Origin of the sequence: Chitinophaga sedimenti (assembly GCF_023156195.1) — a bacterium.
In the GTDB taxonomy this organism is placed as follows: domain Bacteria; phylum Bacteroidota; class Bacteroidia; order Chitinophagales; family Chitinophagaceae; genus Chitinophaga; species Chitinophaga sedimenti.
In genome coordinates this window covers 829,147-855,412 of record NZ_JAKUKA010000001.1, presented here as the reverse complement: position 1 = coordinate 855,412, position 26,266 = coordinate 829,147, and the positions used below count along the sequence as shown (strand labels likewise).

27 protein-coding genes and 3 pseudogenes are annotated in these 26,266 nt (G+C 49.7%); 14 read left to right on the top strand and 16 right to left on the bottom strand.

Features of this window, described 5'->3' with window-relative positions; genetic code table 11:
* Positions 1 to 19 precede the first annotated feature (19 nt).
* The 4 genes from MKQ70_RS05020 to MKQ70_RS05005 all read right to left on the bottom strand — a co-directional run bounded on the left by MKQ70_RS05020 (position 20) and on the right by MKQ70_RS05005 (position 3,780).
* Positions 20 to 976, bottom strand: coding sequence for a hypothetical protein (locus MKQ70_RS05020; protein ID WP_248068779.1), 957 nt, complete (start codon positions 974 to 976; stop codon positions 20 to 22).
* A gap of 739 nt (positions 977 to 1,715) precedes the next feature.
* Positions 1,716 to 2,579 carry an IS3 family transposase gene (locus MKQ70_RS05015; protein ID WP_248068777.1) on the bottom strand — a complete coding sequence of 288 codons (864 nt, stop codon included), beginning with the start codon at positions 2,577 to 2,579 and terminating at the stop codon, positions 1,716 to 1,718.
* Position 2,580: 1 nt separating this feature from the next.
* Complete coding sequence (locus MKQ70_RS05010; protein WP_248068775.1) at positions 2,581 to 2,925, bottom strand: hypothetical protein; 345 nt, start codon at positions 2,923 to 2,925, stop codon at positions 2,581 to 2,583.
* A 210-nt stretch (positions 2,926 to 3,135) separates the two neighbouring features.
* Positions 3,136 to 3,780 (bottom strand): helix-turn-helix transcriptional regulator, encoded by a 645-nt coding sequence (locus tag MKQ70_RS05005; RefSeq protein ID WP_248068773.1) that lies wholly within the window; start codon positions 3,778 to 3,780, stop codon positions 3,136 to 3,138.
* Positions 3,781 to 3,889: 109 nt separating this feature from the next.
* On the opposite strand from MKQ70_RS05005, the gene MKQ70_RS05000 reads away from it, so the two are divergent.
* From MKQ70_RS05000 to MKQ70_RS04945, 12 genes and pseudogenes are all read left to right on the top strand, one after another.
* Positions 3,890 to 4,216 (top strand): HesB/IscA family protein, encoded by a 327-nt coding sequence (locus MKQ70_RS05000; RefSeq protein WP_248068770.1) that lies wholly within the window; start codon positions 3,890 to 3,892, stop codon positions 4,214 to 4,216.
* A gap of 172 nt (positions 4,217 to 4,388) precedes the next feature.
* Entirely contained in the window at positions 4,389 to 5,726 is a 1,338-nt protein-coding gene (gene sufB / locus MKQ70_RS04995) for a Fe-S cluster assembly protein SufB (RefSeq protein ID WP_308199415.1), read from the top strand.
* 22 nt (positions 5,727 to 5,748) lie between these two features.
* Entirely contained in the window at positions 5,749 to 6,345 is a 597-nt protein-coding gene (gene sufC, locus MKQ70_RS04990; RefSeq protein WP_443656937.1) for a Fe-S cluster assembly ATPase SufC, read from the top strand.
* Complete coding sequence (locus MKQ70_RS43215; RefSeq protein ID WP_443656936.1) at positions 6,342 to 6,512, top strand: hypothetical protein; 171 nt, start codon at positions 6,342 to 6,344, stop codon at positions 6,510 to 6,512. The genes sufC and MKQ70_RS43215 overlap by 4 nt, the downstream gene beginning before the upstream one ends.
* A 6-nt stretch (positions 6,513 to 6,518) precedes the next feature.
* Positions 6,519 to 7,843: pseudogene (sufD, locus tag MKQ70_RS04985) on the top strand (Fe-S cluster assembly protein SufD).
* Between the two features lie 27 nt (positions 7,844 to 7,870).
* Positions 7,871 to 8,849: pseudogene (locus tag MKQ70_RS04975) on the top strand (aminotransferase class V-fold PLP-dependent enzyme); the annotation flags it as partial.
* 88 nt (positions 8,850 to 8,937) lie between these two features.
* Positions 8,938 to 9,114: an aminotransferase class V-fold PLP-dependent enzyme gene (locus MKQ70_RS37715; protein ID WP_308199411.1), complete on the top strand. Its 177-nt coding sequence runs from the start codon at positions 8,938 to 8,940 to the stop codon at positions 9,112 to 9,114.
* A 2-nt stretch (positions 9,115 to 9,116) separates the two neighbouring features.
* On the top strand, positions 9,117 to 9,548 hold the full coding sequence (locus MKQ70_RS04965; RefSeq protein WP_248068763.1) for a SufE family protein: 432 nt from the start codon (positions 9,117 to 9,119) through the stop codon (positions 9,546 to 9,548).
* A gap of 3 nt (positions 9,549 to 9,551) precedes the next feature.
* Positions 9,552 to 9,863: an iron-sulfur cluster assembly protein gene (locus MKQ70_RS04960; protein ID WP_248068761.1), complete on the top strand. Its 312-nt coding sequence runs from the start codon at positions 9,552 to 9,554 to the stop codon at positions 9,861 to 9,863.
* A gap of 305 nt (positions 9,864 to 10,168) precedes the next feature.
* Complete coding sequence (locus tag MKQ70_RS04955; RefSeq protein WP_248068759.1) at positions 10,169 to 10,792, top strand: hypothetical protein; 624 nt, start codon at positions 10,169 to 10,171, stop codon at positions 10,790 to 10,792.
* 147 nt (positions 10,793 to 10,939) lie between these two features.
* Positions 10,940 to 11,494, top strand: coding sequence for a DUF8685 domain-containing protein (locus MKQ70_RS04950; protein ID WP_248068757.1), 555 nt, complete (start codon positions 10,940 to 10,942; stop codon positions 11,492 to 11,494).
* A 42-nt stretch (positions 11,495 to 11,536) separates the two neighbouring features.
* Complete coding sequence (locus tag MKQ70_RS04945) at positions 11,537 to 13,321, top strand: glycoside hydrolase family 15 protein (protein ID WP_248068755.1); 1,785 nt, start codon at positions 11,537 to 11,539, stop codon at positions 13,319 to 13,321.
* A gap of 67 nt (positions 13,322 to 13,388) precedes the next feature.
* Here MKQ70_RS04945 and MKQ70_RS04940 read toward each other — a convergent pair.
* Positions 13,389 to 15,544: pseudogene (locus tag MKQ70_RS04940) on the bottom strand (bifunctional alpha,alpha-trehalose-phosphate synthase (UDP-forming)/trehalose-phosphatase).
* Between the two features lie 565 nt (positions 15,545 to 16,109).
* Here MKQ70_RS04940 and MKQ70_RS04935 point away from each other — a divergent pair.
* Positions 16,110 to 16,760 carry a peroxiredoxin family protein gene (locus tag MKQ70_RS04935; protein WP_248068753.1) on the top strand — a complete coding sequence of 217 codons (651 nt, stop codon included), beginning with the start codon at positions 16,110 to 16,112 and terminating at the stop codon, positions 16,758 to 16,760.
* 87 nt (positions 16,761 to 16,847) lie between these two features.
* Here MKQ70_RS04935 and MKQ70_RS04930 read toward each other — a convergent pair whose 3' ends face one another.
* The 10 genes from MKQ70_RS04930 to MKQ70_RS04885 all read right to left on the bottom strand — a co-directional run bounded on the left by MKQ70_RS04930 (position 16,848) and on the right by MKQ70_RS04885 (position 23,053).
* On the bottom strand, positions 16,848 to 17,384 hold the full coding sequence (locus MKQ70_RS04930; RefSeq protein WP_248068751.1) for a LytR/AlgR family response regulator transcription factor: 537 nt from the start codon (positions 17,382 to 17,384) through the stop codon (positions 16,848 to 16,850).
* Between the two features lie 23 nt (positions 17,385 to 17,407).
* Entirely contained in the window at positions 17,408 to 17,554 is a 147-nt protein-coding gene (locus tag MKQ70_RS04925) for a hypothetical protein (protein ID WP_248068748.1), read from the bottom strand.
* A gap of 23 nt (positions 17,555 to 17,577) precedes the next feature.
* Positions 17,578 to 18,615: a DUF4407 domain-containing protein gene (locus tag MKQ70_RS04920; protein ID WP_248068745.1), complete on the bottom strand. Its 1,038-nt coding sequence runs from the start codon at positions 18,613 to 18,615 to the stop codon at positions 17,578 to 17,580.
* The gene (locus MKQ70_RS04915) at positions 18,558 to 18,770 is read right to left on the bottom strand and encodes a hypothetical protein (RefSeq protein WP_248068742.1); all 213 of its coding nucleotides are present in this window, start codon (positions 18,768 to 18,770) and stop codon (positions 18,558 to 18,560) included. The genes MKQ70_RS04920 and MKQ70_RS04915 overlap by 58 nt, the downstream gene beginning before the upstream one ends.
* A gap of 6 nt (positions 18,771 to 18,776) precedes the next feature.
* On the bottom strand, positions 18,777 to 19,526 hold the full coding sequence (locus MKQ70_RS04910) for a sensor histidine kinase (RefSeq protein WP_248068739.1): 750 nt from the start codon (positions 19,524 to 19,526) through the stop codon (positions 18,777 to 18,779).
* Positions 19,481 to 20,284: a hypothetical protein gene (locus tag MKQ70_RS04905; protein ID WP_248068736.1), complete on the bottom strand. Its 804-nt coding sequence runs from the start codon at positions 20,282 to 20,284 to the stop codon at positions 19,481 to 19,483. Before MKQ70_RS04905 ends, MKQ70_RS04910 begins: the two co-directional genes overlap by 46 nt.
* Positions 20,285 to 20,383: 99 nt before the next feature.
* Positions 20,384 to 20,959 carry a LutC/YkgG family protein gene (locus MKQ70_RS04900; protein WP_248068733.1) on the bottom strand — a complete coding sequence of 192 codons (576 nt, stop codon included), beginning with the start codon at positions 20,957 to 20,959 and terminating at the stop codon, positions 20,384 to 20,386.
* Between the two features lie 92 nt (positions 20,960 to 21,051).
* Positions 21,052 to 21,789 carry an LUD domain-containing protein gene (locus MKQ70_RS37710; protein ID WP_308198933.1) on the bottom strand — a complete coding sequence of 246 codons (738 nt, stop codon included), beginning with the start codon at positions 21,787 to 21,789 and terminating at the stop codon, positions 21,052 to 21,054.
* Positions 21,783 to 22,319 (bottom strand): LUD domain-containing protein, encoded by a 537-nt coding sequence (locus tag MKQ70_RS37705; protein WP_282456229.1) that lies wholly within the window; start codon positions 22,317 to 22,319, stop codon positions 21,783 to 21,785. The genes MKQ70_RS37710 and MKQ70_RS37705 overlap by 7 nt, the downstream gene beginning before the upstream one ends.
* On the bottom strand, positions 22,316 to 23,053 hold the full coding sequence (locus tag MKQ70_RS04885; RefSeq protein WP_248068731.1) for a (Fe-S)-binding protein: 738 nt from the start codon (positions 23,051 to 23,053) through the stop codon (positions 22,316 to 22,318). Before MKQ70_RS04885 ends, MKQ70_RS37705 begins: the two co-directional genes overlap by 4 nt.
* A gap of 346 nt (positions 23,054 to 23,399) precedes the next feature.
* On the opposite strand from MKQ70_RS04885, the gene MKQ70_RS04880 reads away from it, so the two are divergent.
* Complete coding sequence (locus tag MKQ70_RS04880; protein ID WP_248068729.1) at positions 23,400 to 25,265, top strand: outer membrane protein assembly factor BamB family protein; 1,866 nt, start codon at positions 23,400 to 23,402, stop codon at positions 25,263 to 25,265.
* Positions 25,266 to 25,303: 38 nt separating this feature from the next.
* Here MKQ70_RS04880 and MKQ70_RS04875 read toward each other — a convergent pair whose 3' ends face one another.
* Positions 25,304 to 26,053, bottom strand: a complete 750-nt coding sequence (locus MKQ70_RS04875; protein ID WP_282456228.1) for a DeoR/GlpR family DNA-binding transcription regulator — start codon at positions 26,051 to 26,053, stop codon at positions 25,304 to 25,306.
* Positions 26,054 to 26,266: the final 213 nt, after the last annotated feature.

Sequence of the window (26,266 nt, the reverse complement as noted above, 5' to 3'; positions counted from 1 at the left end):
GAATAAATGCCATTACTATTTACGTCAATATCAACCGCAAAATTGGTAGCCACATTGGAAGTAAATCCGATATTACCGCCGGTGGGATTGGTCCCGGACACATTGGGCGTACCTTCCGCACCGTTGAAGGTATAGTTTGACGCCACAGGACTGGTAGGCGAAGTAATGAGCCACGTACTGCCTGCACGCGTGGCAGCTGAAGCAGGCATAGTTTCATCAGGCGCGTTAAAAAAGATTTTTGCAGTATAGTCGGCTTCGGTGTCTTCGTCGCGGGGTCCTGCATGTTGAAGCCGGAAAGATCATTAAAACTTTTGTAGCTGGGCGCTCCGGCTGCAGTTTGTACGCCTTTATTATTTACAAAGAAAGAAAAACCGTAACCTGTCTGACCATTATTATTAACCGTATAGCGGTAACCATCGCGGGTAAGAATATTAAAAACGGCGTTGAAAGGCTGATTGAAGTTACCGAGGCTGCCGGTAAACACGTTCATGAACGTACGACCATTTACCCGGGCTGTTCCTGCAGTATTACGCACCGATACGTCCCAGGCCGCAATGTACGAAGTACTTGGCTGCGTCCATGCCGCAGAAGCGCTGATGGCGGTGGGTTGTGTAGTGCTGGCCTGGTTCGGCGGCAGGAAATCAATTTCCCATATCCCTCCCTGGTTAGCGCCTACCGTATAGGTTGCCGGCGTATAACCGCCGAGATTGAGCAATAAAATAAACGGTCCCGCCACTTCCTGCGAGCGATTGAGAATTTTACCTACGTTACCCAACCCTTGTGTTGTGTAGGTGGTGCCATTGGGCGCACGAAGGACAATGTACCCGTTACCTACGTTCTGCGCGCTCGACCCCACATTGATCGTTTCACCAGGACGAACAAACACCTTCACCGTACCGAGTGTGGGGTATGGATTGGTACCACTGACATTCGCGGTGCTAAACATAAAAGCACGGCTGCCGCCATTGGCGTTCATCTCCTTACTACCCTCTGCGAACGCTTGTTTTAACGGGATAAAAACAAACAATAACAAAAATCCGGGCAAAAGAAATCCATTCAATTTACATGCTTTGTAAAATTGAGCCATCATTTTCAGGAATATGGTGATATAATGTGTTCTAAACTATGGTTATGTCAACCCAACCTTCAATCAGGGCCAAACCGGGGCTAATGCCAAAGCTGGTGAGGCTTTACATCAGAAACTATTGGTGTTAAACTTTAGACTTTACGATGGTTTTTCGTGTATCCGTGAGCGTAATTAAAGTGCGATTTGTTTCCGCCGTTAAATTCGCAATTTTTCATTTCCTGATCCGAAAATAAAATGTTAGCCGTTTGTTAATAGCTATAGCTGTGGCGGCTTTCAGGCAATAACGGGCACAACTATACGCAGCGTTTGCTTCCCTGCTATGCCCCCAGGTGTGAATACGATTGCGGCTAATCGACCTGAATACGCTTTTACAACGAACAGTCGACAGTGCTATAAGCAACCTAGGGATATAGTTCGTTCATCTTAGGTTTATCATTCGTTCGGGATAGGTTCACGAACCTACCTTGAACCTACCTTGAACCTAGGATGAACCTAGGATGAACCTAGGATGAACCCAGGATGCTATAAGCTACCTCGTCCGGAAATAGGTTTGTCTTATACTAGAAAAACTTGACAGCTTATGGGAAGATTACTAAATAAGCTTGTCAGATGTGGATTAATTCCTGTTTTAACTTGACAAAGCATTTTGGGATTCAAGATAATACATGCTGTCCGGGGTTTTAAGCCCACATGACAGATGAGGCCGAAGATGATTGTAGGCATGGATTGCGTTAGCGACCGGCTCTATGGCCTGTTTATAAGACCCAAAGCGCCTATCAAGGCCAAACTCTTGTTTTAAAATACCATTTACCCGCTCTGCCAGGGCGTTATCATAAGGGCTTCCGGACTGCGTCATACTGATGTTAATGAACTTATCCTGCAAAATAGAAACATAGCCATCGCAGCAATACTGAATACCACGGTCAGAGTGATGAATAAGCTCCAACAAAGGCGTACGCCGGCTTTTTATTGCTTTCTGTAAAGCGCTGATACAACCGACGGCTTTTAAGTGCTGACTCAGATGATACCCCACGATTTTACGGGAGTAGGCATCAGTTACTAGTGATAAGTAGATAAAACCCTTATCTGTTGTCAGATAAGTAATGTCGCTTACCCAAAGCTGGTCCGGCCTGGTAACAGCAAGCCCGGTAACCAGGTTAGGCCATTTGCGGAACATGTGATTAGAGTCGGTGGTATAAACACGCTTTTTACGCCGTTGTATCAGTAGCTGGTGCCCGGCCAGTAAACGATAGAGTCCATCCCGGCCAAGTTTGATCCGATGGGCTTCCAGGCGGGGTTTAAGCATATGATAAAGCTTGATGGTACCAATACGAGGCAAGGCAGAGCGGATTTCTCTTACCCAGTCAAGCACCAGCGACTCCTGCAGCCCGGGATCTGTATCCCGGCTTCTGATATCATACCACGCCTGGCGACTTTTGCCAAACAAGCCACAAATCTTTGAAAATGAAACCTCTTGCAACAGTTCCTTCATTTCAGTGGCTGTTTGGTACCAGACTTTTTATGATATCAACCCCGAGCTCCTTTTCGGCGTTTTTTATCAATAACTCTAAAGCCATGATACGCAACTGCGCCTCCTTGAGTGCTGCTGACGACTCGCTTTCCCCTGGCAACGCAGGCGGCGCTGCCGGCTGAGACGACCACTTTTCATACCAACGAACAAAATCGCGAACTGTACTGGCGCTACGAAGCTGATACTTCTCACATAGCTGCTGCTGACTCAGCGTGCCAGTCTGATACTCATGTACAACAGCGATTTTTAAAGATTCTGGATATACCGGCATGCCACCGGCTTTTCCTTTTCTACCTTTTTGTACCATAGTGCTACAAATTTAAGCCCTTATCGCTGTCAAGTGATTTTAGGAATAGACAGTTTACACTTATCGTTAGTAATCCCTGTAAAGGTTTACATCCCCACAGGAACGATAGCAATACCTACTACGTCAATCCGGGAATGCAATAGCGAAACAGCCGTTGAAGGGAGTGACACAACTGCGGTTGAAGGGGGCTACTTAAGCTAGTGCAAAAAATTAAGAAAGGGGAACGATTTTGTAGACGCAGCGTTTTGCGCCGGAGAGCAGGTGGTCTACACGGTCTACGGATGCCTGATCGCCAAAGAGGCGACGGAAAGTAATCAGTTCGGCCTGGCAGATGTTGCCGCAAACTTTAGCGGCGGAACAGATGGGGCAGTGATGTTCAATAAAAAGAAAAGCGTCGCCGTCCTGGCGCCACTCGGCCAGGTAGCCTTCCTTGTGCCGCATTTCGGCAAGGCGGGCCAGTTTTTCGGACAAATCGGTAAGGGAAGACAATGCATCGTAATAGCGGTCGCTAATGGCGCGTTCGCGCGCAACGATCACTTCGTCGAGGGCGTCGGGACCTAATACGTCGCCGATCGTATTAATTAACTGGACGGTAAGATCGGAATGAGAGTCGGGAAAACGGCGGTTGCCACGTTCAGTAAGGGACCAGATCTGCTGGGGGCGCCCCACTCCTTTCGGTTCGGTAACGGCTTCAACAAGGCCTTCTTCCTGCAGCTTTAAAAGGTGCAGGCGGGCGCCTTCGCCGGTAATGCCCAAATCCTTCGCCATAGCGGATGCCGATTGCGGGCCGCCGGTTTTCAGCAGTGTTAAAAAACGGTCTGCCGCGGTGGATATTTGGGTCTTATAATTTTCCAAGTTCTTACTTGTTTTAATAGCAAATGTCGTAACTTTGCCCCATATTTCAATCATTGGCGAAAATATTTTTTCGCTTATGGTTCAATAACTCATTAAAATACAGCGAATTATGATAACAGTTTCTGAACAGGCGAAGAATTATATAGATCAGCTGATGGTGAGCGAAAATCATGCAGCGGGTACATTTGTACGCGTGGGTGTGAAAGGCGGCGGCTGTTCCGGGCTTGAGTATCAAATGAAGTTCGATACCGAGCAAAAGCCTCATGACCAGGTTTTTGAAGATAAAGGCGTAAAAATAGTAGTAGACACCAAAAGCCTGCTGTACCTTTACGGCACAGAACTGGACTACACCGGCGGATTAAACGGTAAAGGCCTGACTTTTAATAATCCGAACGCGTCGCGCACCTGCTCATGCGGGGAAAGCTTCGCGGTTTAGCTTATTTTTGCAGCCCAGGGTTATTTAATAAGGAAAGAAGAACTGAATATATACACAACCAAGGTATGAGTACGGACAACGAAATATTACAAGAGATAGCGGAACGGGAGTACGAGTTCGGCTTTGAAACGGATATCAACATGGATATAGCCCCCCGGGCCTCAATGAAGATATCATCCGTCTTATCTCGCAAAAGAAAAATGAACCGGAGTGGATGCTGGAGTGGAGGCTGAAGGGTTTCCATACCTTCCAGAAACTGCGTATGCCGAAGTGGCAGAATTTTGACCTGCCCGAAATTGATTTTCAGGCTGTATCATATTATGCTGCCCCTAAAAATGTAAAGAAATACAATAGCCCGGATGAAGTAGATCCTGAGCTGCTGGCCACTTTCGAGAAACTGGGTATCCCTTTGAAAGAGCAGATGGCGCTCACCGGTGTAGCCGTTGATGCCGTGTTTGATTCTGTATCGGTAGCCACCACGTTTAAGAAACAGCTTTCTGAACTGGGCATCATCTTTTGCTCATTTAGTGAAGCGGTGCAGGAACACCCTGACCTGGTAAGGAAATATGTAGGCTCTGTAGTGCCCCATTCCGACAACATTTTCTCCGCACTTAATACCGCCGTATTCACCGACGGCTCTTTTGTATATATTCCGAAAGGTGTTCGCTGCCCGATGGAGCTGAGCACGTACTTCCGTATCAATGCAAAAAATACCGGCCAGTTCGAGCGTACGCTCATTATTGCCGACGAAGGCAGCTATGTTAGCTACCTCGAAGGTTGTACCGCCCCCATGCGCGATGAAAATCAGCTGCATGCGGCCGTGGTGGAACTGATCGCCCTCGACGACGCTGAAATCAAATACTCCACCGTGCAAAACTGGTATCCCGGTGATAAAGACGGTAAAGGCGGTATCTATAATTTTGTGACCAAACGCGGTATCTGCAAAGGTAAGAATTCAAAAATTTCCCGGACGCAGGTAGAAACCGGCTCCGCCATCACCCGGAAGTATCCTGGTGTAATCCTGGCGGGCGATAACTCGATCGGAGAGTTTTATTCCGTAGCGGTAACGTCTAAAAAACAGATTGCCGACACCGGAACAAAAATGATCCACCTTGGTAAAAATACCCGCAGCCGCATTATCTCTAAAGGTATTTCCGCCATCAACGGTCACAATACGTACCGCGGACTGGTGAAAATAGGCCCCAGGGCCGAAAATGCGCGCAACTTTACCCAGTGTGATTCGCTGCTGATCGGCGACCGCTGTGGTGCGCACACATTCCCTTACATCGAGTCTAAAAATGCATCTGCGATGGTAGAGCACGAAGCTACTACCTCCAAGATCGGAGAAGACCGGTGTTTTTACCTGAACGCCCGCGGCATCGACTCTGAAAAAGCAGTGGCGATGATCATTAACGGGTACGCAAAAGAAGTATTGAATCAACTGCCGATGGAATTCGCGGTAGAAGCACAAAAATTATTGTCCATTACGCTGGAAGGCAGCGTGGGCTGATTTATAAAAATTAAAGTAAGACATGCTTAACATTAAAAACCTGCAAGCAGGAGTAGAAGGCAAAGAAATTCTGAAAGGTATTGATCTGAAGGTCAACGCAGGCGAAATACATGCCATTATGGGACCTAACGGTTCCGGCAAAAGCTCCCTGGCTTCTGTGCTGAGTGGTCGTCCCCAGTATGAAGTAACAGGCGGCGAAGTGATTTTCGATGGTAAAGATCTGCTGGAAATGTCGCCCGAAGACAGGGCGCGCGAAGGCATGTTCCTCGCCTTCCAGTACCCGGTAGAAATTCCGTGTGTTTCCAATATCAACTTCCTGAAAACAGCGGTGAATGAAGTGCGCACTTACCACAATCAGCCCGCTCTTTCTGCAAAAGAATTTTTAGCCCTTACCCGCGAAAAGCAGGCTTTGGTGGAGTTTGACGCTAAACTGATGAACCGTTCCCTGAACGAAGGTTTTTCCGGTGGCGAAAAGAAACGTAACGAAATCTTCCAGCTCGCGATGCTGAATCCAAAGCTGAGCATCCTCGACGAAACGGATTCCGGCCTGGACATCGATGCCCTCCGCATCGTGGCTAACGGTGTGAACAAGCTGCGCAGCAGGACAATGCTTTCGTGATCATCACACACTATCAACGTTTGCTTGATTATATCGTTCCCGATTTCGTACACGTGCTCTGGAATGGCCGCATCATCAAATCCGGCACTAAAGAACTGGCACTGGAACTGGAAGAAAAAGGATACGACTGGCTGAAAGAAGAAGCAGCTATTCAGGAAGTACAATAAGCAAACATGACGACACAAGTACAAAATATACCATTATACGAAAGCCTTTCCAAAAGCTTCGCCGGCTTTATCAGCCAGCGCGGTCAGCAGGAAACGGCCGACCTCATTGAGCTGCGCAAGTCCGCATTTGCGCAGTTCCGTGCAATGGGCTTCCCCACCACGCAGATGGAAGAGTGGAAATATACCAATATCCTCCCCTTCCTGAAAGACCAGTTTGAGACAGATACGAACAAACTGTACGATGCTGCCGAAGGTCTTTCCCTGCCTGAAGAAGCGATCATTCCTGCGCTTGACGCTTATCGCCTGGTGCTGCTGAACGGGCAGCTGATCCCCAGTCTTTCTTCCCTGCCCGATGCAGCAGAAATGACCATCAGCCGACTGAGCGAAGCACGCAGCGAAGCCGCCTACAGCGAATACTTCAACACGAACGAAATCCTTGGTAAACAACAATTCGGTAATCTGAATACCGCGATGTTCACCGATGGTCTTTTCTTTGAAGTGAAAGCGAAAAAAGCGGTAGAGAAACCACTGCACATCATTCACCTGTACCATACTTCGGCTAACGCTTTCCTGCAGCCGCGTCACCTTTGGGTGGCCCGCAAAGGCAGCGTAGCAACGTTAATTGAGTCGGCTGTTTGCCTCGACACCAAGGCCACCATCCTGCTCAACAGCGTTACTGAAATCGTGACCGAAGCCACGGCCAACCTCACGCATTACCACCTGCAAAGTGGCGGTAAAAATGCCCGGTTGATCAACACTGTAGTGGCCCGCCAGGAACGCGACAGCGTGTACAGCAATTATACGCTCACCATTTCTGATGCAGACCTGGTGCGCAATAACCTGCAAATCCGCCATGAAGGCGAACACCGGAAACAAACCTGTACGGCCTGTACCGTGAATGGCACCCAACTGGTAGATAACCACACATTAATGGACCACCGTATTCCTAATTGCAACAGCAATGAGCACTATAAAGGCGTATTGTCCGGCAAGGGAACAGGTGTGTTCAACGGTAAAGTGTATGTACACGTAGATGCACAAAAACCAACGCTTTCCAGCAGAACAACAACCTGCTGCTGAGCGATGAAGCAACGGTGTACAGCAAACCACAGCTGGAAATTTTTGCAGATGATGTAAAATGCAGCCACGGTATGACAGTGGGTCAGTTCGACGAAGAATCGTTGTTCTACCTGCGTTCCCGCGGTATCGGCGAAGCAGCCGCACGTACCATGTTGGTACACGCATTTGCGTTCGACATTACCGAAAAAATCAAGATCCCCGCACTCCGCGCACACGTGGATGAGCTGATCGCCAGCCATCTGCCAAACTAAAAAGCGCGGCTTAAATTTGATAGTGTCATGAAGATTGTAGAAACGTTGATACAAATACCGCTGGATATTGAAAAGATAAGACTGGACTTCCCCATTCTTCATACGACCGTGAACGGCAAACCGCTGGTGTACTTCGATAACGGGGCCACCACGCAGAAGCCGCTGGCTGTTACCCGCGCGATCGAACACTATTATAACACCTATAACAGCAACGTGCACCGCGGCGTTCATACCCTTAGCCAAAAGGCTACCATGGCGTATGAAGAAGCACGTACCACCGTTGCAGGCTTTATTAACGCGCAACCGGAAGAGCTGATCTTCACGAAAGGCACTACGGACGCGATTAACCTGCTGGCTTACACCTTCGGAAAACAGTTTATCAAAGAAGGTGACGAAATCATCATTTCGGCCATGGAGCACCACTCTAACATAGTGCCCCGGCAGTTGTGCTGCGAAGAACGGAAAGCCATCCTCAAAGTAGCCCCTATCAACGAAAAGGGCGAACTGATGATGGACGAGTTCGAAAAGCTGTTATCAGATAAAACGAAACTGGTTGCCATCACTTATGTGTCTAACACACTGGGATCGGTAAACCCCGTACGCGATATCATCAAACTCGCCCATGCCCGCAACATCCCGGTAATGCTGGACGCCGCACAGGCCGTGCAGCATATCGCGATCGATGTGAAGGAACTGGACGTAGATTTCATGGCCTTTTCGGGACACAAGTTGTATGGTCCTACCGGCATCGGCGCGCTGTACGGCAAACTGAGCTGGCTGGAACAGCTTCCACCCTACCAGGGCGGCGGCGATATGATCAAAACCGTATCGTTCGATAAAACGGTGTATGCCGATCCCCCTGCGTTTTGAAGCCGGTACGCCTAATATTGCAGGCGCCATCGGTATGGCTGCCGGTGTAAAATACCTCATTGGTATCGGGCTGGACAAAATCGCCACTACGGAACGCCTGCTCACTGAATACGCACTGGAGCGCCTTTCCGCGATCGACGGACTAAGACTGATAGGCACGGCCGAACACCGTGGCCCTACTTTCTCCTTCGTGATCGGAAAGCCATCCTACGGATGTAGGCGAGCTGCTGGACCAGCAAGGCATCGCAGTACGCACCGGGCACCATTGCACCCAGCCGTTAATGGACTGGTATTGCATCCCCGGCACAGCGCGCGCTTCCCTCTCCTTCTACAACACGCCGGAAGAAATCGACCGCCTGGTAGAAGGCATCAACAAAGCCATGAAACTGCTTAATAGGTAACAATGACGATTAAAGAGAGCCAGGATAAAATTGTAGAGGATTTCTCGCTGTTTGAGGAATGGTCAGATAAATACGAGCACATTATCCAGATGGGCGAAGATTTGCCTGAAATGGACCCGAAATACAAGGTAGACGAGAATTTGATCCGCGGTTGCCAGTCGAAAGTATGGCTGCATGTGGATTTTAAAGATGGTTTACTGCATTTTACGGCAGATAGTGATGCACAGATTACGAAAGGACTGGTGGCGCTGGTGATCAGCGCGGTGTCGGGGCATACGCCGGCGGATATTGCAGATACAGAGTTGTATTTCATCAATGAAATAGGGCTTACAGGCCACCTGAGCCAAACGCGCGCGGGCGGACTTGCTTCCATGGTGAAGCAGATCAAACTGTACGCATTGGGGTATAAAGTTCAACAGGCACAAAAAAACTAGCTTATGGACGGAGCACAGATCAGAGATAAAGTAGACGAAGCATTAAGGACTGTTTTTGACCCGGAAATCCCGGTAAATATCGTGGAGCTTGGACTCGTTTACCAGACGGATGTTATGGAAGACGGCCGCGTGCTGGTGATTATGACCCTTACCGCTCCCGGTTGCCCGGTAGCAGGAAGCATTATAGAAGAAGTAACGCAAAAAATCGAAGCCATAGAAGGCGTTTCCACTGCCGATGTTCGCCTCACCTTTGACCCACCGTGGAATAAAGAGATGATGAGCGAAGAAGCACGACTGGAACTCGGTTTTATGTAATGCATTCATAACGCACTGAAAAGCTGAAAGGAGCCTACCTTTCAGCTTTTTTATTTATTTTAGTCAGCCCAAACCCGCTACCAGTCAGCCGTTGCGTCGCACACTTCAACAGCAGCAAGCTTCTTGAACGAATAAAAATATTTGGAAGAAACGGAGGATTGCCTATATTTGCATTACTAAAAACTTAGCAAAGAATGCAAAACGTTCCTCCAGATTTTATGTAAAACCATTGTGTACTTCTCCACACAGTTAGCCCATTAATTCCGTAATTAATCATTTATTTCATCATCATTTTTAAAAGAAAAATGAAACAGACTTTTGTTGCCCTCCTGGCGCTTATAGCGCTGGTCGTACTTTTCGGCGCCTGCAAGCAGGACCACAAAAAACAACGGATCAGTACCCGTCCATCCCTGTCTACATTAGCTATGGCGGACCCTGAACAATTAGGTTACCATGCAGTAAACGCAGCTGAGTTGCTGAACAGCAAATCCGTAACCATTTTACCCGACGCCCGTAAATCCGCGGTGGCGGAGCGTTTCCTGGAAACATTCATTGTATACCGGCACGATGGCAACCACACCATTTACATTCGTCGCCGTCACCTTTTACCGCATACAGATACCAATAAAGTATCTGAATACGGCTACCTGATGCGCTCTTTCGACTGCGCGGGCAAGGGCATGCGTGTAAACACGCCCGGCCTCGTCATGGAATGCAGCGATCACGATTACTATGGCGCTATCGGCACCATGTATTTGTCGCACGCCCTCGGCGAATCCAATGGACGGTTAATTATCCGTAACGAGGGTCGCCACAGTTACCTGGCGGGTGATGAGTTGGAATGTGCGTTGAACCTGAGCGAAACAGGTAACGATGGCCTTTGTAAGGCTACCAACGAAGACCCTACAGGTTGGCTCCGGTCTTTCTAAATTGTTTGTTGATTTTCGGTCAGGAATAGAAATGTCCCTGTGCAACTCACCGGCAGTGGTTGGCCGGCAAGGTTGCACAGGGCCTTTATTAAGCATTAATGTTTGTCGCCATATTTATTATATTGCCTTTCTAAAACTCACATTCTTATGGAGGAAATGGAAGAACTGGTACTGGGCGTCGGATCTCGTGTACAACATACGCAATATGGTCCCGGCGTGGTTATAGGCGTAAAATACGCGCAATACGTGGTGACATTCATGAACGACGGCATTAAAGAGGTCGACAAAACAGATCCGCGCTTCGAGGTGCTGTATTCGGAGAATAAGACCACCGAGGTGGAAACGGTATCGGAAGTGGAGAAATCACTGCTGAAAATCCTTCGTTTATGGGGCGGCGTTACCGAAACCGTGAAACTCGGTGACCGCTGGACGGGCGGTACACTGATACTGCAACCTAAAGACGGTGGTATGAAACCGAAGGAAATTCCGATCGATGTATTCTTCCACAAAATCGTCATGGTGCGCGACCGGTTACGCGTATTGGAGCAACAGTTGAACGCCCATAAACTGCTCAGCGACGAGGACAAAGTGAACCTGCAGCAATACATTACGCGCATTTATGGCTCGCTGACGACCTTCAATGTACTTTTCCGCGATAAAGAACACTGGTTCACGGGAGAAAAAGGGGCAAAAGAAGATTAGCGGAATCAACCATTTTGGAACATGTTTTGTTAATCATCCAAGATGAAAACAAGACATACCTACCAGACCGGCATTATTGGAAACTGCGCTTTCCTGGCGCACATTAACCGCAATACGAACGTAGATTGGCTTTGTTGGCCGCGAATGGACAGCTCCTTCATTTTCGGGGGACTGCTGGACAAGCAAAAGGGCGGTGAGTTTTCAATATTGCCTGAGGGGGAATACACCTCCCGACAATACTACATGGATAACACCAATATCCTGTGTACCGAGATCACACATGGCGACACCAGCTACCGGATAACGGACTTTGCGCCGCGTTTCCTCCAGTTCGAGCGTTTCTTTAAACCGCTGATGCTGATCCGGAAAATAGAACCGCTGACGAGTTCCGCGCGTATCAAAGTAACCTGCCGGCCGGTATGCGATTACGGTGGCGCGCAGCTGGGCATGTTCAGGGGCAGCAACCACATTGAATTTGCAGGTTGCGAGGAGCGTATCCGTGTAACCACCAATATTCCCATCAACTACCTCATCGAAGAGCAGTATTTTGTACTGAATGAAACAAAATACCTGGTGATGACCTACGGCAATCCGCTGGAAGCCCCACTGCAAAGCACTGCGGAACACTTCCTGCGCGAAACCACCGCCTACTGGCGCACCTGGATCAAACACTCTTCGATCGCGGGTTTCTTCCAGACTTATGTGATCAGGTCCGCCTTAACCCTTAAAATCCACCAGTACGAGGATACCGGCGCTATCATTGCCGCCAGCACCACCAGTCTACCCGAGTCTCCCGGCAGCGGCCGTAACTGGGACTACCGTTACTGCTGGTTGCGCGATACCTATTACGTACTGACGGCCCTGAACCACATCGGGCACTTCGAGGAGATGGAGCATTACTTTAACTATGTAACGGATATTTCGTTGTCGGAAGACTTCAGGTATCAGCCGCTATATGGTATAACCGGCAAAAAGGCATTGGTAGAAACGATCCTGCCGCACCTGGACGGCTACATGGGCAATCAGCCGGTGCGCATCGGCAACCAGGCCTACGAGCACATACAAAATGATATTTACGGGCAGGTATTGATTTCGATGCTGCCGCTGTATACGGACCACCGCTTTATATTCTCGGAAAGAAAGGATAGTGAGCGCTGGATCGAGTTCATTCTTAACAAGATTGAACGTACGATCGACGAGCGCGATGCCGGCATATGGGAGTTCCGCAACATCGCGAACATTCACTGTTACAGTAACCTGTTCCAGTGGGCGGGGTGCGCTGCGGCCGAAAAGATGGCGAAGACGATCGGCAACAAAGAGCTGGAGGCCAAGGCGGTGAAGCTGAAGGACCAGGCTGGCATCCATATCGAAAGTTGCTACGATGCCACCCGCAAGGTGTACACGAATGCAGCAGGGAGCCTGAACCTGGATGCCTCTACCCTGCAGCTGATCATGATGAACTACCCGGATCCGGCATCCGAGCGCGCCCGCGATCACCTCGCTGCCGTCGAAAAAGAACTGAAAGGCGAAAACGGTCTTTTCTACCGCTACCTGCACTCCGATGATTTCGGGAAACCGAAAACCACGTTCCTGGTGTGTGCCTTCTGGTACGTGGAGGCCCTGGCCTGCGTGGGCCGCCTCGATGACGCGATGCGTGAATTCGAGCACCTGTTGCAGTATTCCAATCACCTGCTGTTGTTCAGTGAAGACGTGGATGAAAAGGATGGCAGCCAGTGGGGAAATTTCCCGCAGGCGTACAGCCATGTGGGGCTGATGAATGCAGCTTATAGGATTGCGATGAAATTGGACAGGCCGATATTCCTGTAAATAAGACTTTCCATAAAAAAGGCGGACTATCCCAAAGATGGCCCGCCTTTTCCATTATACATATTAATTACTTCTCCGTTACCGCCGGCGCCGCTGCCTTGGCCAGCATCTTCAGCACATGCCGCACCTCCCGGTGGCTCCGTAAGTAAAGCCGCGCCGCGCTCATATAGCTTCCTACCTTGATCGTCACCGCTTCTTCCGGCAATGCTTTAAAGATGTCTTCATCCGTCAGATCATCGCCCATGGCCATGATAAAATCGTAGTCACGCGATTGCAGCCAACTATTGGCCGCTTTGCCTTTGTTGATCTCCACGTTCTTCACTTCGATCACCTTATCCCCCGCGAGCAGCTGTAACGCTTTGTCGCTCGTGTAATATCGCAGGGTATTCATTAACTCGTTTGCACGCAGCTCTCCAAGCCCTTCTTCCACTTTACGATAGTGCCACACGAGCGAGTAACTCTTTTCCTCAATAAAAGAACCAGGCGTACGATCGGTAAAGGTTTCCAGTATCGGCTGAATATCCTTTTTCCATTGATCATGCAGCCCGGGTTGTTGTCTCCATTCCTTGTCCTTCAACTTAAACCAGGCCCCGTGCTCTGCGATCAGGTCGATGGGCAGGCGGCCGAACCACTGTTCCATGGTTTCGAATTTACGGCCACTGATCATGACAAGACTGTTGCGCGGATCGGCTGCCAGCTCTTCCAGCAGGGCATACAATTCTTCGTCCGGGCTAGCCTGCTCGATGTTTACTTTAAACCCAACCAGTGTACCGTCATAATCGAGGAAGAGTACGCGTTTGTTCGCAGCGGCGTACTTAGCCGCCAGCTGTTGTGCCATTTCTGTATTGATCCTCTTCGCGAGCATTGACTGCTGATTACGTTTCACTTCATTAAGCGTATCCATAAATAATTTTACCCAGTGATGAATATTAAACTTTTCCACGAGCTGCCGCATCGGCAGCATCCTGCGCCGTTGCTCCAGGACGGGCATATTGATGGCCTCATCGATGGCACGGGCAATAGCGCCGATGTTATTAGGATTCACGATGATCGCATCAATGAGCTCCTTGGAGGCGCCCGCCATTTCACTCAGGATCAGTACACCGTCGTGATGAACACGGCTGGCTACGTACTCCTTGCTAACGAGGTTCATCCCGTCGCGCATTGGTGATACAAGGCAGATATCCGCCAGGTTATATAAAGCAGATAAAATTTCAAGTGGGAACGAGCGATAGAAATAATGGATCGGCGCCCAGCCCATGGTGCGATAGCGGGCGTTGATATTGCCGACCAGTTTGTCTATTTCATCGCGGAGCGCGGCGTACTGTTGTACGTTATCGCGCGAGGGCACGACAATCATGCACATGCCAATTTTCTCAATGTATTCCGGGTGCATCTGCAACAGCAGTTCAAACGCCTGCAGGCGCTGCAGAATGCCCTTACTGTAATCCAGCCGGTCGATCGTGAGCACGATGTGCTGCAACTGGAACCGTTCGCGCAAATTGCGCACCTGGTGAGCTACAGTAGGCATGTTAGACAACGATTCATATTTTTTATAATCGATGCCCATCGGGAACGTCTCCACCACCACCGAACGGTCGTTATAGGTGATCATGTTAGACGAAGTAATCACCGGCAGCAATCTGCTCGCTGCCTGTAAAAATGCCGGGCGTCGTCGAACGTGTGGAAGCCCAGTAAATCCGCTCCCAGCATCCCTTCCAGCAGTTCATTTCGCCAGGGAATAAGACGGAATAGTTCGTACGACGGAAATGGAATATGCTGGAAAAACCCGATCGTCGCCTCGGGTTGTTCCTCACGTATCATCTGCGGCGTCAGCAGCAGCTGATAGTCATGTATCCAGATAATATCGCCGGGCTCCGCCACTTCCATAATGGCGTCCTTGAATTTCTGGTTCACCTGCACGTAACAATCCCAATATTGTTGCTCGTAGCGGGCGTACGTAGACATGTAATGAAAAACGGGCCACAGTACTTCGTTGGAGAAACCTTCGTAAAAGTTGTTGATCTCTTCCTGTGTGAGGAATACCGGTTTCAGGTTATGCGCCTGTAACCTCTCCGTAATGGCCCCGTAATGCTCTTCGCCGGTTACGATGCCGGGCCACCCTATCCATACATTATCTCCCTGCCGGTAGATAGATCCAAGCCCTGTAGCGAGGCCTCCTTCGCTGGGCGTGGGAATAAATTCCCCGTCTTTCTCCTTCATCTTTACCGGCAGTCTGTTAGAAACTATAATTGTCTTCATAGGCCAATTGTTCGTTTTAAAAGTGATCGTCTTAATTTATCTATAGTCAGGCTATTTATATGTAATAAAATAGTGATAACAAGTCCCGAAGGATCAGGGAACCACCACAAAAATCGGCCCAACTTTGGCTCATATAAATTAAAAACAAATGCGTTACCAATTATCAAACATCATATTCATAAAAAAAGGCCGGTATAACTACCCTGAACCCGGGGCCGATACACCCCCATCCGCTCCCATTTACTTTCCTATCATTTTTTATGACAATTCCGGATGTTTTGTCATTTTTTTCTATTACCCTACCTAATTGGTAGACTTTATAGAAAATACCTTATCTTTACATCGTAATCAACATAAAAAAACGCATGATGAATCAAAAACCAACCATGCCTTTATATGGCAGTCCGAACATGGCGACGCAACAACCTTACCTTAGCGCGCAGCCGACATGTTGCGTCATGCGAAGCTGTTAAGCATATAACATATACACCTACAACTTTTTACTCATTCCCAAAATCCTTCTAACATGTCCAGCAATCATATTAAATACGGCGACTATATCACTTTTGCATTACCCGAACGTTTCGTTAGTCTATATAAAAACAGCGCCGACCGTGTACCTGTGGCTGTGGCCGGCGATAAACTGCCACCGCTTTTCTTTCATGGAGAAGAAATCATTCAACAGGCCGATCTGGCAGCGGTGAATCCCAAGGGCATTTTACCGTTGGTAGAATTGCTGGAACGTCCGCTTGTACTTAGCTTCTTTTCTATTCACTGGAATGACTATGGTGTTCAGCACCTGCAATCGCTCCAGGCGCTGCACGCACAAATACGCGAAGCCGGCGGCACCTTGCTGCTGTTGACTGCAGAAGATAAAAGATTCATTCAACCGCTGATAGATCAGTACGGGCTTACATTCGACATTATCCACGATAAGGATAATGCGGTAGCCGCCAAACTGGGCATCTACCAGGAATCGGCCCCACTGTGGGACAGGGTTTCGGGCATCAACGAAAATGTACCCGCCCCCGCCACCTACGTGGTAAATCCCGCTAAAAATATCGTGTATGGCGGTAGCGATGCCTGGTTGCAACAACCGTTTAAAAACGATGAGCTGTTGCAGGCGTTGGAGTATGCGGTGGGCGGAAAACGCCTGTTCGCACGCATTCACAATTAAGTACAACATAACAGCAGATATACATAGAATTATAAAAAAGGGCGCCCTCATATTGGGGCGCCCTTTTATTTATGCAGCTAAAAATGTTTAACTCAATTTTCCTCCCGCCACTTTCTCCACCGCATCCGCATAGGCCGCGCCGATACTGATTGGAAACTGGTTTACGTACAGATAATTCCGGTCGATGCGCTGCACTTTGTTATTGGCCACAATATACGACCGGTGTACCCGCGTAAACTGCGTTGCAGGCAACAATGCCACTGCCTCCTGCATGCTCAGCCGCGACAACAGCTTGCGATCGCTGAACACAAAGTTCACATAATTGCCCGCACTCTCAAGGTAAAGCACCTCGTCCAATTCCACCCGAAACTGCTCGTAGCCACTTTTTACAAAGATGAAATTGGCAGCGGCAGGAGGTGTCACTTTTTCCTGTTTGAATTGCTGCAGCGCATAGGATTTGTTGCAGGCTTTCAGAAAACGCGCCAGCGAAAATGGCTTTAAGAGATAATCGATGGCATCGAGCTCAAAACTCTGCACGGCATGCTCCGAGTAAGCCGTGGTAAAAATCACCATCGGCGGTTCGGGCAGACTGGTGAGGAAGTCGATGCCATTGATGTCCGGCATTTTGATATCGAGAAAAAGCAGGTCTATTTTTCGCGGCGCAGGAAATCGGCTGCTTCAAAAGCATTGGTGAAGTATCCCTTCATATCCGGGAAGGGCACGCGGGACGCGTGGGAGCGGATCACTTCCAGCGCTACGGGTTCATCGTCAATGGCAATCGTATTCAACTTCATATACCCAATTTAATAAAAATTACTTACCAGCCGCGTTGCAGCAACAAGGTTTTCCGCGCCCGCTGCCACAGTGAGGGCAGTTTTTTACCATCGTTTTCCTTCCACTCCTGCACCAGTTCTTCCGCATGCCTGCGCCTCGGTTCCCGCGTCAGTTCAAAGATGTGGTCCATCGTTTCCTGGTCGGCGGCCGTGGCTGCGGCATGGTAGTGTTGCTGCAGCTCCCGCCCCTTTTCCAGCCCGAGTTTGGCGTCGGAGATGCTTTGCGCGGTGATCGACGCCAGCTTTTCATCGTATTCTCCTTTGGGCATCAACAGTTTACTGAGCAAAGGCATTACTTCTATCAATGTAATTAAGAAAACCACCAGGCGGTACCGCTGGTTCAGCGGCGGATGTTTGTCCAGCAAATCATGCAGGGCTTCGGTTTGCGCAAGGAACCCATCGGTCAGCGTGGCCATGTAAGCCTCTTCTTTAACACTATCTTCTTTTACCATGGTTGCCAGCTGCTTTTCACGCTCCAGGATTTTGGGTGCATTAGCTTTCCGCAGCTTCAGCAGTTCTTCCTCCGCTTTCAGGTATTCATTCTTCTTTACCCGGGCGATGGCCAGCTCGCCTATCCTGCCCGACCCGCCCGTGCCGTCGGTTTCACGGATATAGGCATCCTTATAGTCCTTCACCTGGTCCTCTTTCGCCTTTACTTCGGCGTTGAGGCCGTCGAGCGCCCCCTGTACTTCACTCTTATGTGCGGCATTTAACGCTACCAGTTCTTTCCGGAAGGTATCCAGCTTAGACTGTTTGTTGAGCACTATTTGGGCCTGGATATCTTTCTGAAACAACATCAGCACAACCGGCTGCGATATAAACAGGCCGATCGTAACGGCCAGCAGCAGGCGAAAGGCAACGGGTACAAACTTGTTCTTATTATCATTGCGCGACATAGCCGCAATCAGGCTGCGGTCGATGGAAAGGATCGCGAACCCGAAGAACAGGGCCAGCGCTCCTACGATCATCCCATCGTCAATAATAGTAGAAAAGAAATACCCCCATGCCAGCGTGGCGAACATCCGGTAACGAGTACAGCGATGCCCACGATGCGGTAGCGCTCTTTATCTGCTTTACAATCTTTCAGTATATCCCCGTCTGCGGCCGCCAGCCACCACAGGAAGCGGCTCAGACCATCGGGTTCATTGTCCGCAATAATTGTCGGTTGTTGCTGCATGTCTTTTTATTTTGATACTTCAATCGTCAGGTGTACAAAAAACTCCGCGGCGGTCTGGCGGATGGTCAGTTCATGTTTGCCGGGGTACAGTAAGTCCAGGCGATTCCTTACATTATTCAGACCGATACCGAGACTGTAACGCTCAGGATCATTGTCCGGCCGCTGATGTACTGAATTATGTACATCGAAATAGATTTTCTTATCGTCGCAATTGAGCGTGATGGAAATACGGGAGCGGTTGCGCAGGCTGATGCCGTGTTTAAAAGCATTCTCCACGAAAGGGATCAGCAACATCGGCGCAATCATATGTTCACATTGTCGCTCATCGATGTTCACTTCGATCTGTATATCGTCGGAAGCCTGTATGCGCAAACGTTGCAGCGAAATATAGTTATGCAGGTAAGCGAGTTCTTTTCCCAGTTTGATTTGCTCCTGGTGATTTTCGTGCAGCATAAATCGCATCATATCTCCAAGCCGCTGGATGCCCTCGCTGGTGCGCGATGCATCTTCCTGCAAGGCCGTACCGTATAAGGTGTTCAGTGCGTTAAACAGGAAATGAGGATTAATCTGCGAGCGCAGGAAATCGAGGTTGGCGGAGGAGCTGCCCAGCGCCACTTCCAGGTTCTTAACGGTCTGCTTTTGTTTATGGATCTCATTGTAACGCGCATATGCCACCGGCCAAACGCAGCCCAACACGAGCGCGGGCGTCATCAACAGGAAAAAGATATGCCCGAAGTGTTGGTCGCCGCCAGGCAAATCAGGAAGCAGAAGACGGTCACTACTACCGTAACCACCGCCAGGTTACGAAACATGATCCACCTGTTAATCTTTTTACTGAAATAGTCGGGCAACAACCGGTACTGCAGCAGGAACCAGGATTGAATGACCGCGGGCGACATGAACAGCAGGTAAATGCCAATGCCCTGCGCCCCCATATTGAATGTTACCGTCGTCAGAAATATCCATATACCCGCTGCCACCGCCAGTTCCACCAATATTTTCCGGAGACGGGCGCTTTTGTTTACGCGCTCGCTCAGCAACTCCAGGTAGCTAAGCTGCAGCAAGGCATAGGCGGCGTAAATAACTGCAATAAACAAGGTTTTAACGAAGGCGTTTTTGGCGAAGTTCATATAGGCGCCGCGCAAGGTCCGGTAACGTACCAGCAGTTCTGCGCGTTCATAGGTTTGCGACACCAGCAATACGAGGAAATAGGCCGCAAAGCACCCTACCGCTGTCAGCACGGCCAGGTCATACCGTTTCTGCGGAATAAACCGGCCCATCACCAGCTGCCCCATCGTGATAAACGCGAGGTACATAGTAAGCAGCTGCGCCAGGTGCGGCAATAAGTAATTAATATAATAATCGAACACCAGCCCGTTAGCACGGAACCGGCCACCGTGCATGCGTTCCAGGTCGGGTATGCCGACAAAAAGCGTATGGGACAGGGCGGTGAAGAGTCCAAACAGGAACAGCGCGGTAGCTGTCCAGAATTCTATTTTACGGTATGTGTTCATGTATGCGGTTGACAATATTTACCGCAATGATAATAAACACCCCGCTCCAATGCCCCGAAATGTGATTAAACAGGAGAAAACCGGGATGAAACCGCACGGCTATATTAAAAAGACTGTCATACTTTTGGAGCCATGAGCCCCTAACACAAGCGACTGCTCGATATCCGCCGTTTTAGAAGGGCCCGCAATGAAGGTGCCGAAGCCATAATCGCCACTGCCGATGATATCATAGGCGTGGTGCATCGTTGCCACCAATCGCGCTTTCGATACTACCACTGCCAGGTTTTGGGTGATAAAAGGCAGCACCCTTTGCTGCAACAACTCCTCGGTTACCCACACCGCACTATTTTCGGCCACGGCAAAGTGGGCGGGGATAATTGCCAGCTCCACGTTTTCGAAGTTATGCGGATCCGCCTCGCCAGCCAGTTCGCCCAGCTCCTGCAGTTCGGGGATCATGGACACAATTCGCCCTTTTCCCTGCCACATTTCCTTTAAATAACTTTTCACCCCTGCCAGATCCTGTGCTACTATTGCCGTACCGCCAATGCCTTCCAGCACCGACGTAAATCTGCCGAGCAAGTCTTCCTGGCTTTCGGGTTGTATATACGCCACCAGCTCCGTTAATTCCGGCTGGTTCTTCTTTACGGCTGATAAAATCCTTTCTCTGCTGCTCATTTTTTCCTGTTTTGTTGATACCATTCCCCGAATGATTGACTGGGCGGTTCGGGCATTTCACGTTGCTTGTACCAGGGGATTCATGCCGTTGTTCACCACAAACGGCACGTTCCGTAAAACCAGCGCCCTGCTTTACCGGCAGTGCGGTATACGCCCGGCGACGACAGGGTAAAATTCATCGCTTTCATCGATAGCCCTTTCATGGCGCCGCCTTGCCCATCTTTCATTAACACCTGCCGCCATTTATACAACTGGTCGTGAATGTCGATTTTTACCGGGCATACGTTGGAGCAGGAGCCGCAAAGTGTGGATGCGAACGGCAGATCGGCATATTGCTTCATATCCAGATTGGGGGCGAGAATAGCACCAATAGGTCCCGCAATCGCAGTATGGTAGCTGTGTCCGCCACTGCGGCGGTACACGGGACAAGTGTTCATACAGGCCCCGCAACGGATACATTTCAGCGAATTGCGGAACTCCTCACGGCCGAGTTGCGTGCTGCGGCCATTATCCACCAGCACGATGTGCAGCTGCTGGCCTTCGCGCGGCCTGCGGAAATGGCTGGAGTACGTGGTAACCGGTTGCCCGGTAGCGCTGCGCGCCAGCAAACGCAGGTAAATCCCCGTGTGTTTGCGCTGCGGTATCAATTTCTCGATGCCCATGCAGGCAATGTGCACATCCGCCAGGTGTGCGCCCATATCGGCGTTACCTTCGTTGGTGCATACCACGAACTCACCCGTTTCTGCAATTGCGAAATTCACGCCGGTAATGGCAGCGCGGCGGGTCAGGAATTTTTCGCGCAGGTGAATACGCGCGGCGGCCGTCAGCACTTTTGGATCGGATTCACCAGCAGCGGTGCCCGGTGCTCGTGAAACAGCTCGCCTATCTCCTCTTTCTTTTTATGAATACAGGGTAATACGATGTGGCTCGGTGGTTCATCCGCTAGTTGCACGATCCGTTCGCCCAGGTCCGTATCAATCACGTCAATGCCATGCCTGGACAGGTAAGGATTGAGGTGGCATTCCTCCGTAAGCATCGATTTACTTTTCACGATGCGGGTTACGCCCTGTTCCTTTAAGATCGTATGTACAATAGCATTATGCTCCTCCGCATCAGCCGCCCAGTGAACGGTTACACCGTTGGCCTGCGCATTGGCCTCGAACTGCTGGAGGTATGCATTCAAATTAGATAAAGTATGGTATTTGATGCCGGACGCCGCTTCGCGCAGCGCTTCCCACTCTGGTAAGGTGTTGGCGGCTTTGTCGCGCTTCTGGCGTACCCACCACAGCGTTTCATCGTGCCAGTTTACCCGCGGCTCGTTCGCATTAAATTCCTGTGATAATTGTGCGTGGTTCTTCATGATCCGGCGTTGAGTATTTCTGCGATGTGCATGACTTTAACGTTACTGTTCCCGCGGCGTAAAATGCCTTCCATATGCATCAGGCACGACATGTCCGTTCCGGTTATAAATTCTGCTCCATGAGCCAGGTGATCGGCCACACGGTCCTTTCCCATTTTTACGGATACTGCTTCCTCGGTTACACAAAAAGTACCGCCAAACCCGCAGCATTCATCTTCTCTTTTAAGGTTGATGAGTTCAATGCCTTCCACCATCTGCAGCAGCTGTAAGGGTTTCGAGAATTTAGGCGCTACCAGTTCGGTCATAGACGCGAGCTTCAGGCCGCGTTGTCCATGGCAGCTCTGATGCAGTCCCACTTTATGCGGAAAGCGCCCGGGTAGTTTATCAACCTTTAAAATATCCGTAAGAAAGGCGGTGATCTCGTATACCTTATCGCGCACCTGTGCGGCCTCCTGTTCCCGGCCATGCAGGTGCAGGTGGTCTTTTACATGGAGCACACAACTGCCCGAAGGCGATACGATATAATCAAATCCAGAAAACTGGTCGGTAAAAAGCCGGTTGCACCCCTCTGTCAGGTGTTCAAACCCCGAGTTAGCCATTGGCTGTCCGCAACACGTTTGGTCCGATGGATACACCACCTCCACTCCCAGTTTTTCCAGCAGCTGCAACGTGGCAATCCCCGCGTTCGGATAGAACTGGTCTACATAACAGGGAATAAATAGTCCTACTCTCATAAGCTCATTATCTGTTCGTAAAATTAGGCGCTTCCCGGTTTTGATTTTTACCCAAAGCTGGTAGTATATTCTCTCATTTTAAAACCGGAACGACATTATGTAATCAGCAAAAGATCAGTTTTTCATAACGGCCCCTTAAATGTAAGGCGTGCTTACAGTTTTGGCATCCTGTACCATCCGCCTCATTTACCGCTGCTCACACAACATTTGGTTTTAAAAATGCTTTTTCTAACTTGCAATCGCGTCCCAGGTGTTTTTTTCGTTTTTATTTTATGTTGATGTGATCTTCTTTCCGGCCATCCGCCGGCAGTGCTTTTGCGCGCTTTTTACACCATACATTTACATCATGCTGAGAATTATGAGAAAGCTGCTATCAGGTTTCCTGGTATTATTATTGGCCGCACGCGCACAGGCGCAAAGCGACCAGCCGATCAGGTTTGCGTTCCTGACGGACATTCACGTATCGCCGGGCATCCCGAGTGAAAAAGGCCTCGCCGATATTGTACGCGAAATCAACACCCAACAATTCGACTTCGTGGTGCTCACGGGCGACCTGACCAACACCGGCAACGATGCGGAGCTGGAGGCGGTACACAAGATCGTGCAGGACCTGAAATTCCCGCTGTACGTGATTCCCGGCAACCACGAAACCAACTGGTCCGAGAGCGCGGCCCAAACGTTTGTGCGCCTCTGGGGCAACGACCGCTTTTATTTTGAAAAGGGAAAGTATGTGTTCGTAGGCTTTAACAGCGGCCCGTACATGAAAATGGGCGACGGTCATGTAAAGGAAGAAGACATTCACTGGCTGAAGAAAACGCTGGCGCAGAAAGTAACGCCAGGCAAAACGGTGGTTTCCCTCTGCCATTACCCTTTGGGAGATGGGTTGGACAACTGGCAGAACGTTACGCCCATACTCAAAGCCCATAACACCCGTCTCGACCTCTGCGGCCACGGCCACAGGCTGTCACTGCACAACTTTGACGGTATTCCCGGGGTAATGGGCCGCTCCTCGCTGCCTTACAAAGGCACGGAGCTGCCCGGCTACAACATTGTTCAGCTCCGGAACGACAGCGCGTTCTTCTTTGAAAAAACGCTTACACAGGATGCCGTGCCCTTCAAAGCCTTCAGCCTGCTAAATAAAGACATAATTAAGGACGTGAAATCCATGCCCCTCCCGGATTACAGCATCAACAACACATACCCGAAGGTAAAGCCCGTATTCACCTTCCAGGACACGAGCGCGTCGTTTACCGGTCCGCTGCCGCTGGACGGACAAGTGATCTTCGGCAACTCGCAGGGAGAAGTGATTTCCATGAACGCGGCCAGCAAAAAGGTGAACTGGCGCAGGAAGTTTACCGGCTCTATTTATGCCACGCCCCTTACCGGTAGAGGCATTGTGACCGCAGGTACGGTCGACGGCTTCATCTACGGCCTGGATGCAAAAACCGGTAAAGAAAAATGGAAACTGGGTGTAACCGAACCCGTTATCGCCGAAGGACTGGTAGAAGGTAATTTGCTGTATATCGGCGTTGGCAGCCACGCTTTCTATTGCATTAACATAGAAAACGGCGCGGTTATCTGGAAAAACACGTCGATGAACGGGCAGATGCAGGGCAAACCGACCGCCAATGCGAAGGAGATCGTATTCGGCGCCTGGGACCGGCACCTTTATTGTCTCGATAAGGCTACAGGTGAATTAAAATGGAAATGGAACAATGGCAGCATGCAGAAACTGTATTCGCCGGGCAATGTGAAACCCGCCATTGTTAACGATCGCGTGTTCATTGTAGCGCCCGACCGTTATATGACGGCCATTGATCTGAAAACGGGACAAACGATCTGGCGCAACAACCGGTACCGGGTACGAGAATCTATGGAGGTGTCGCCGGACGGGAAGGCTGTTTACGCCAAATTGATGGAAGACACGGTAATAGCGGTTTCTACGACTGCCCCATCCTTTGAACTGCTGTGGTACACGGATGCGCATTACGGCTACGAGCACAATCCCTGCCCGCTCTTCGAAAGCAATGGCACACTATACACCGGCACTAAAAACGGCCTGCTGATCGCGATTGACGTGGCTACGCACCAATTGAAATGGGTGCACAAGGCCGGCAATTCGTCGATCAACAAAATTACCGCCGATAAAAACGGCGATATATGGATCAGTCTTATAGAAGGAAAAGTGATGAAGTTTCCGAAGAAGGTATAAACGAAAAAGCGGGAGCAAAACTCCCGCTTTTTTATGTGTTAAAGCAACTCCAGGTCGAGGTGCCGGTAAGGCGATAAGAAGTGATTATCCGGCGCCAGCTCTGTAATCAGGTAATCTACCTGGTTAATATCGCAGACTTTCATGCGCTGGGTAGAATTTAGTTTTTCGGCGATACTCATCACCGCCATCTTTTTCGAAGCACGCAACATGGCCTTCTTGACCTGCACTACTTCCCAGTCAGAATCCGTCATTCCTTCCTGGATAGACAGGCCGTTGGTACCAAACAGGCAAAGGTCCACACGGATATCCGCCAGCTGGTTAATCACGCTGGAACCGATGTGCACATTGGAACTTTTGCTGAGTTGTCCGCCGATAGTAATCACGGTAAGCTCCGCGTGTTCGGCCAGCTGAATGGCCACCAGCGGGCTGATCGTGAAGAAAGTAGCCCGCAGGTTTTCGGGTATCTTTTTCGCGAATTCGATCATGGTCGTACCACCGCCGGTGAGGACGAACATATCGTCCTTCAACAGTTTGATAGCCTTTGCGGCTATTTGCTGCTTTGCCTCGAGGGCATATACTTCACTATTGCCGTTGAACGGGTAATGGAACGACTTTCCGATAGCGCCACCGTGCACCTTGAGCACCTTGCCATCTTCGGCCAGCTCTTTCAGATCGCGACGGACCGTATCTTCTGAAACGCTCAGCATTGCGCTCAGGTCTGCCGACAACACTTTGTTGTGCAGATTAATCTGGCGCATGATAAATGTTTGCCTTTCTTCTTTTAGCATATCTTAAAGGAATGTGCAAAATTAAAAATTAAGTTGAATTTGCCCCTTAATCGGTTTCTTGCATCTTTCCTTAACCTAAATTACATTTCTTGCAGGATTTTGCGTTATTTTTCCATAAACTCTTTTTTATTTTCGATTTTCTCCCTAAATTGACAACGTAAAAACGCAAAAACACGCAAAAAGAATAATTCATCAACCAAAAAAACACCGGGA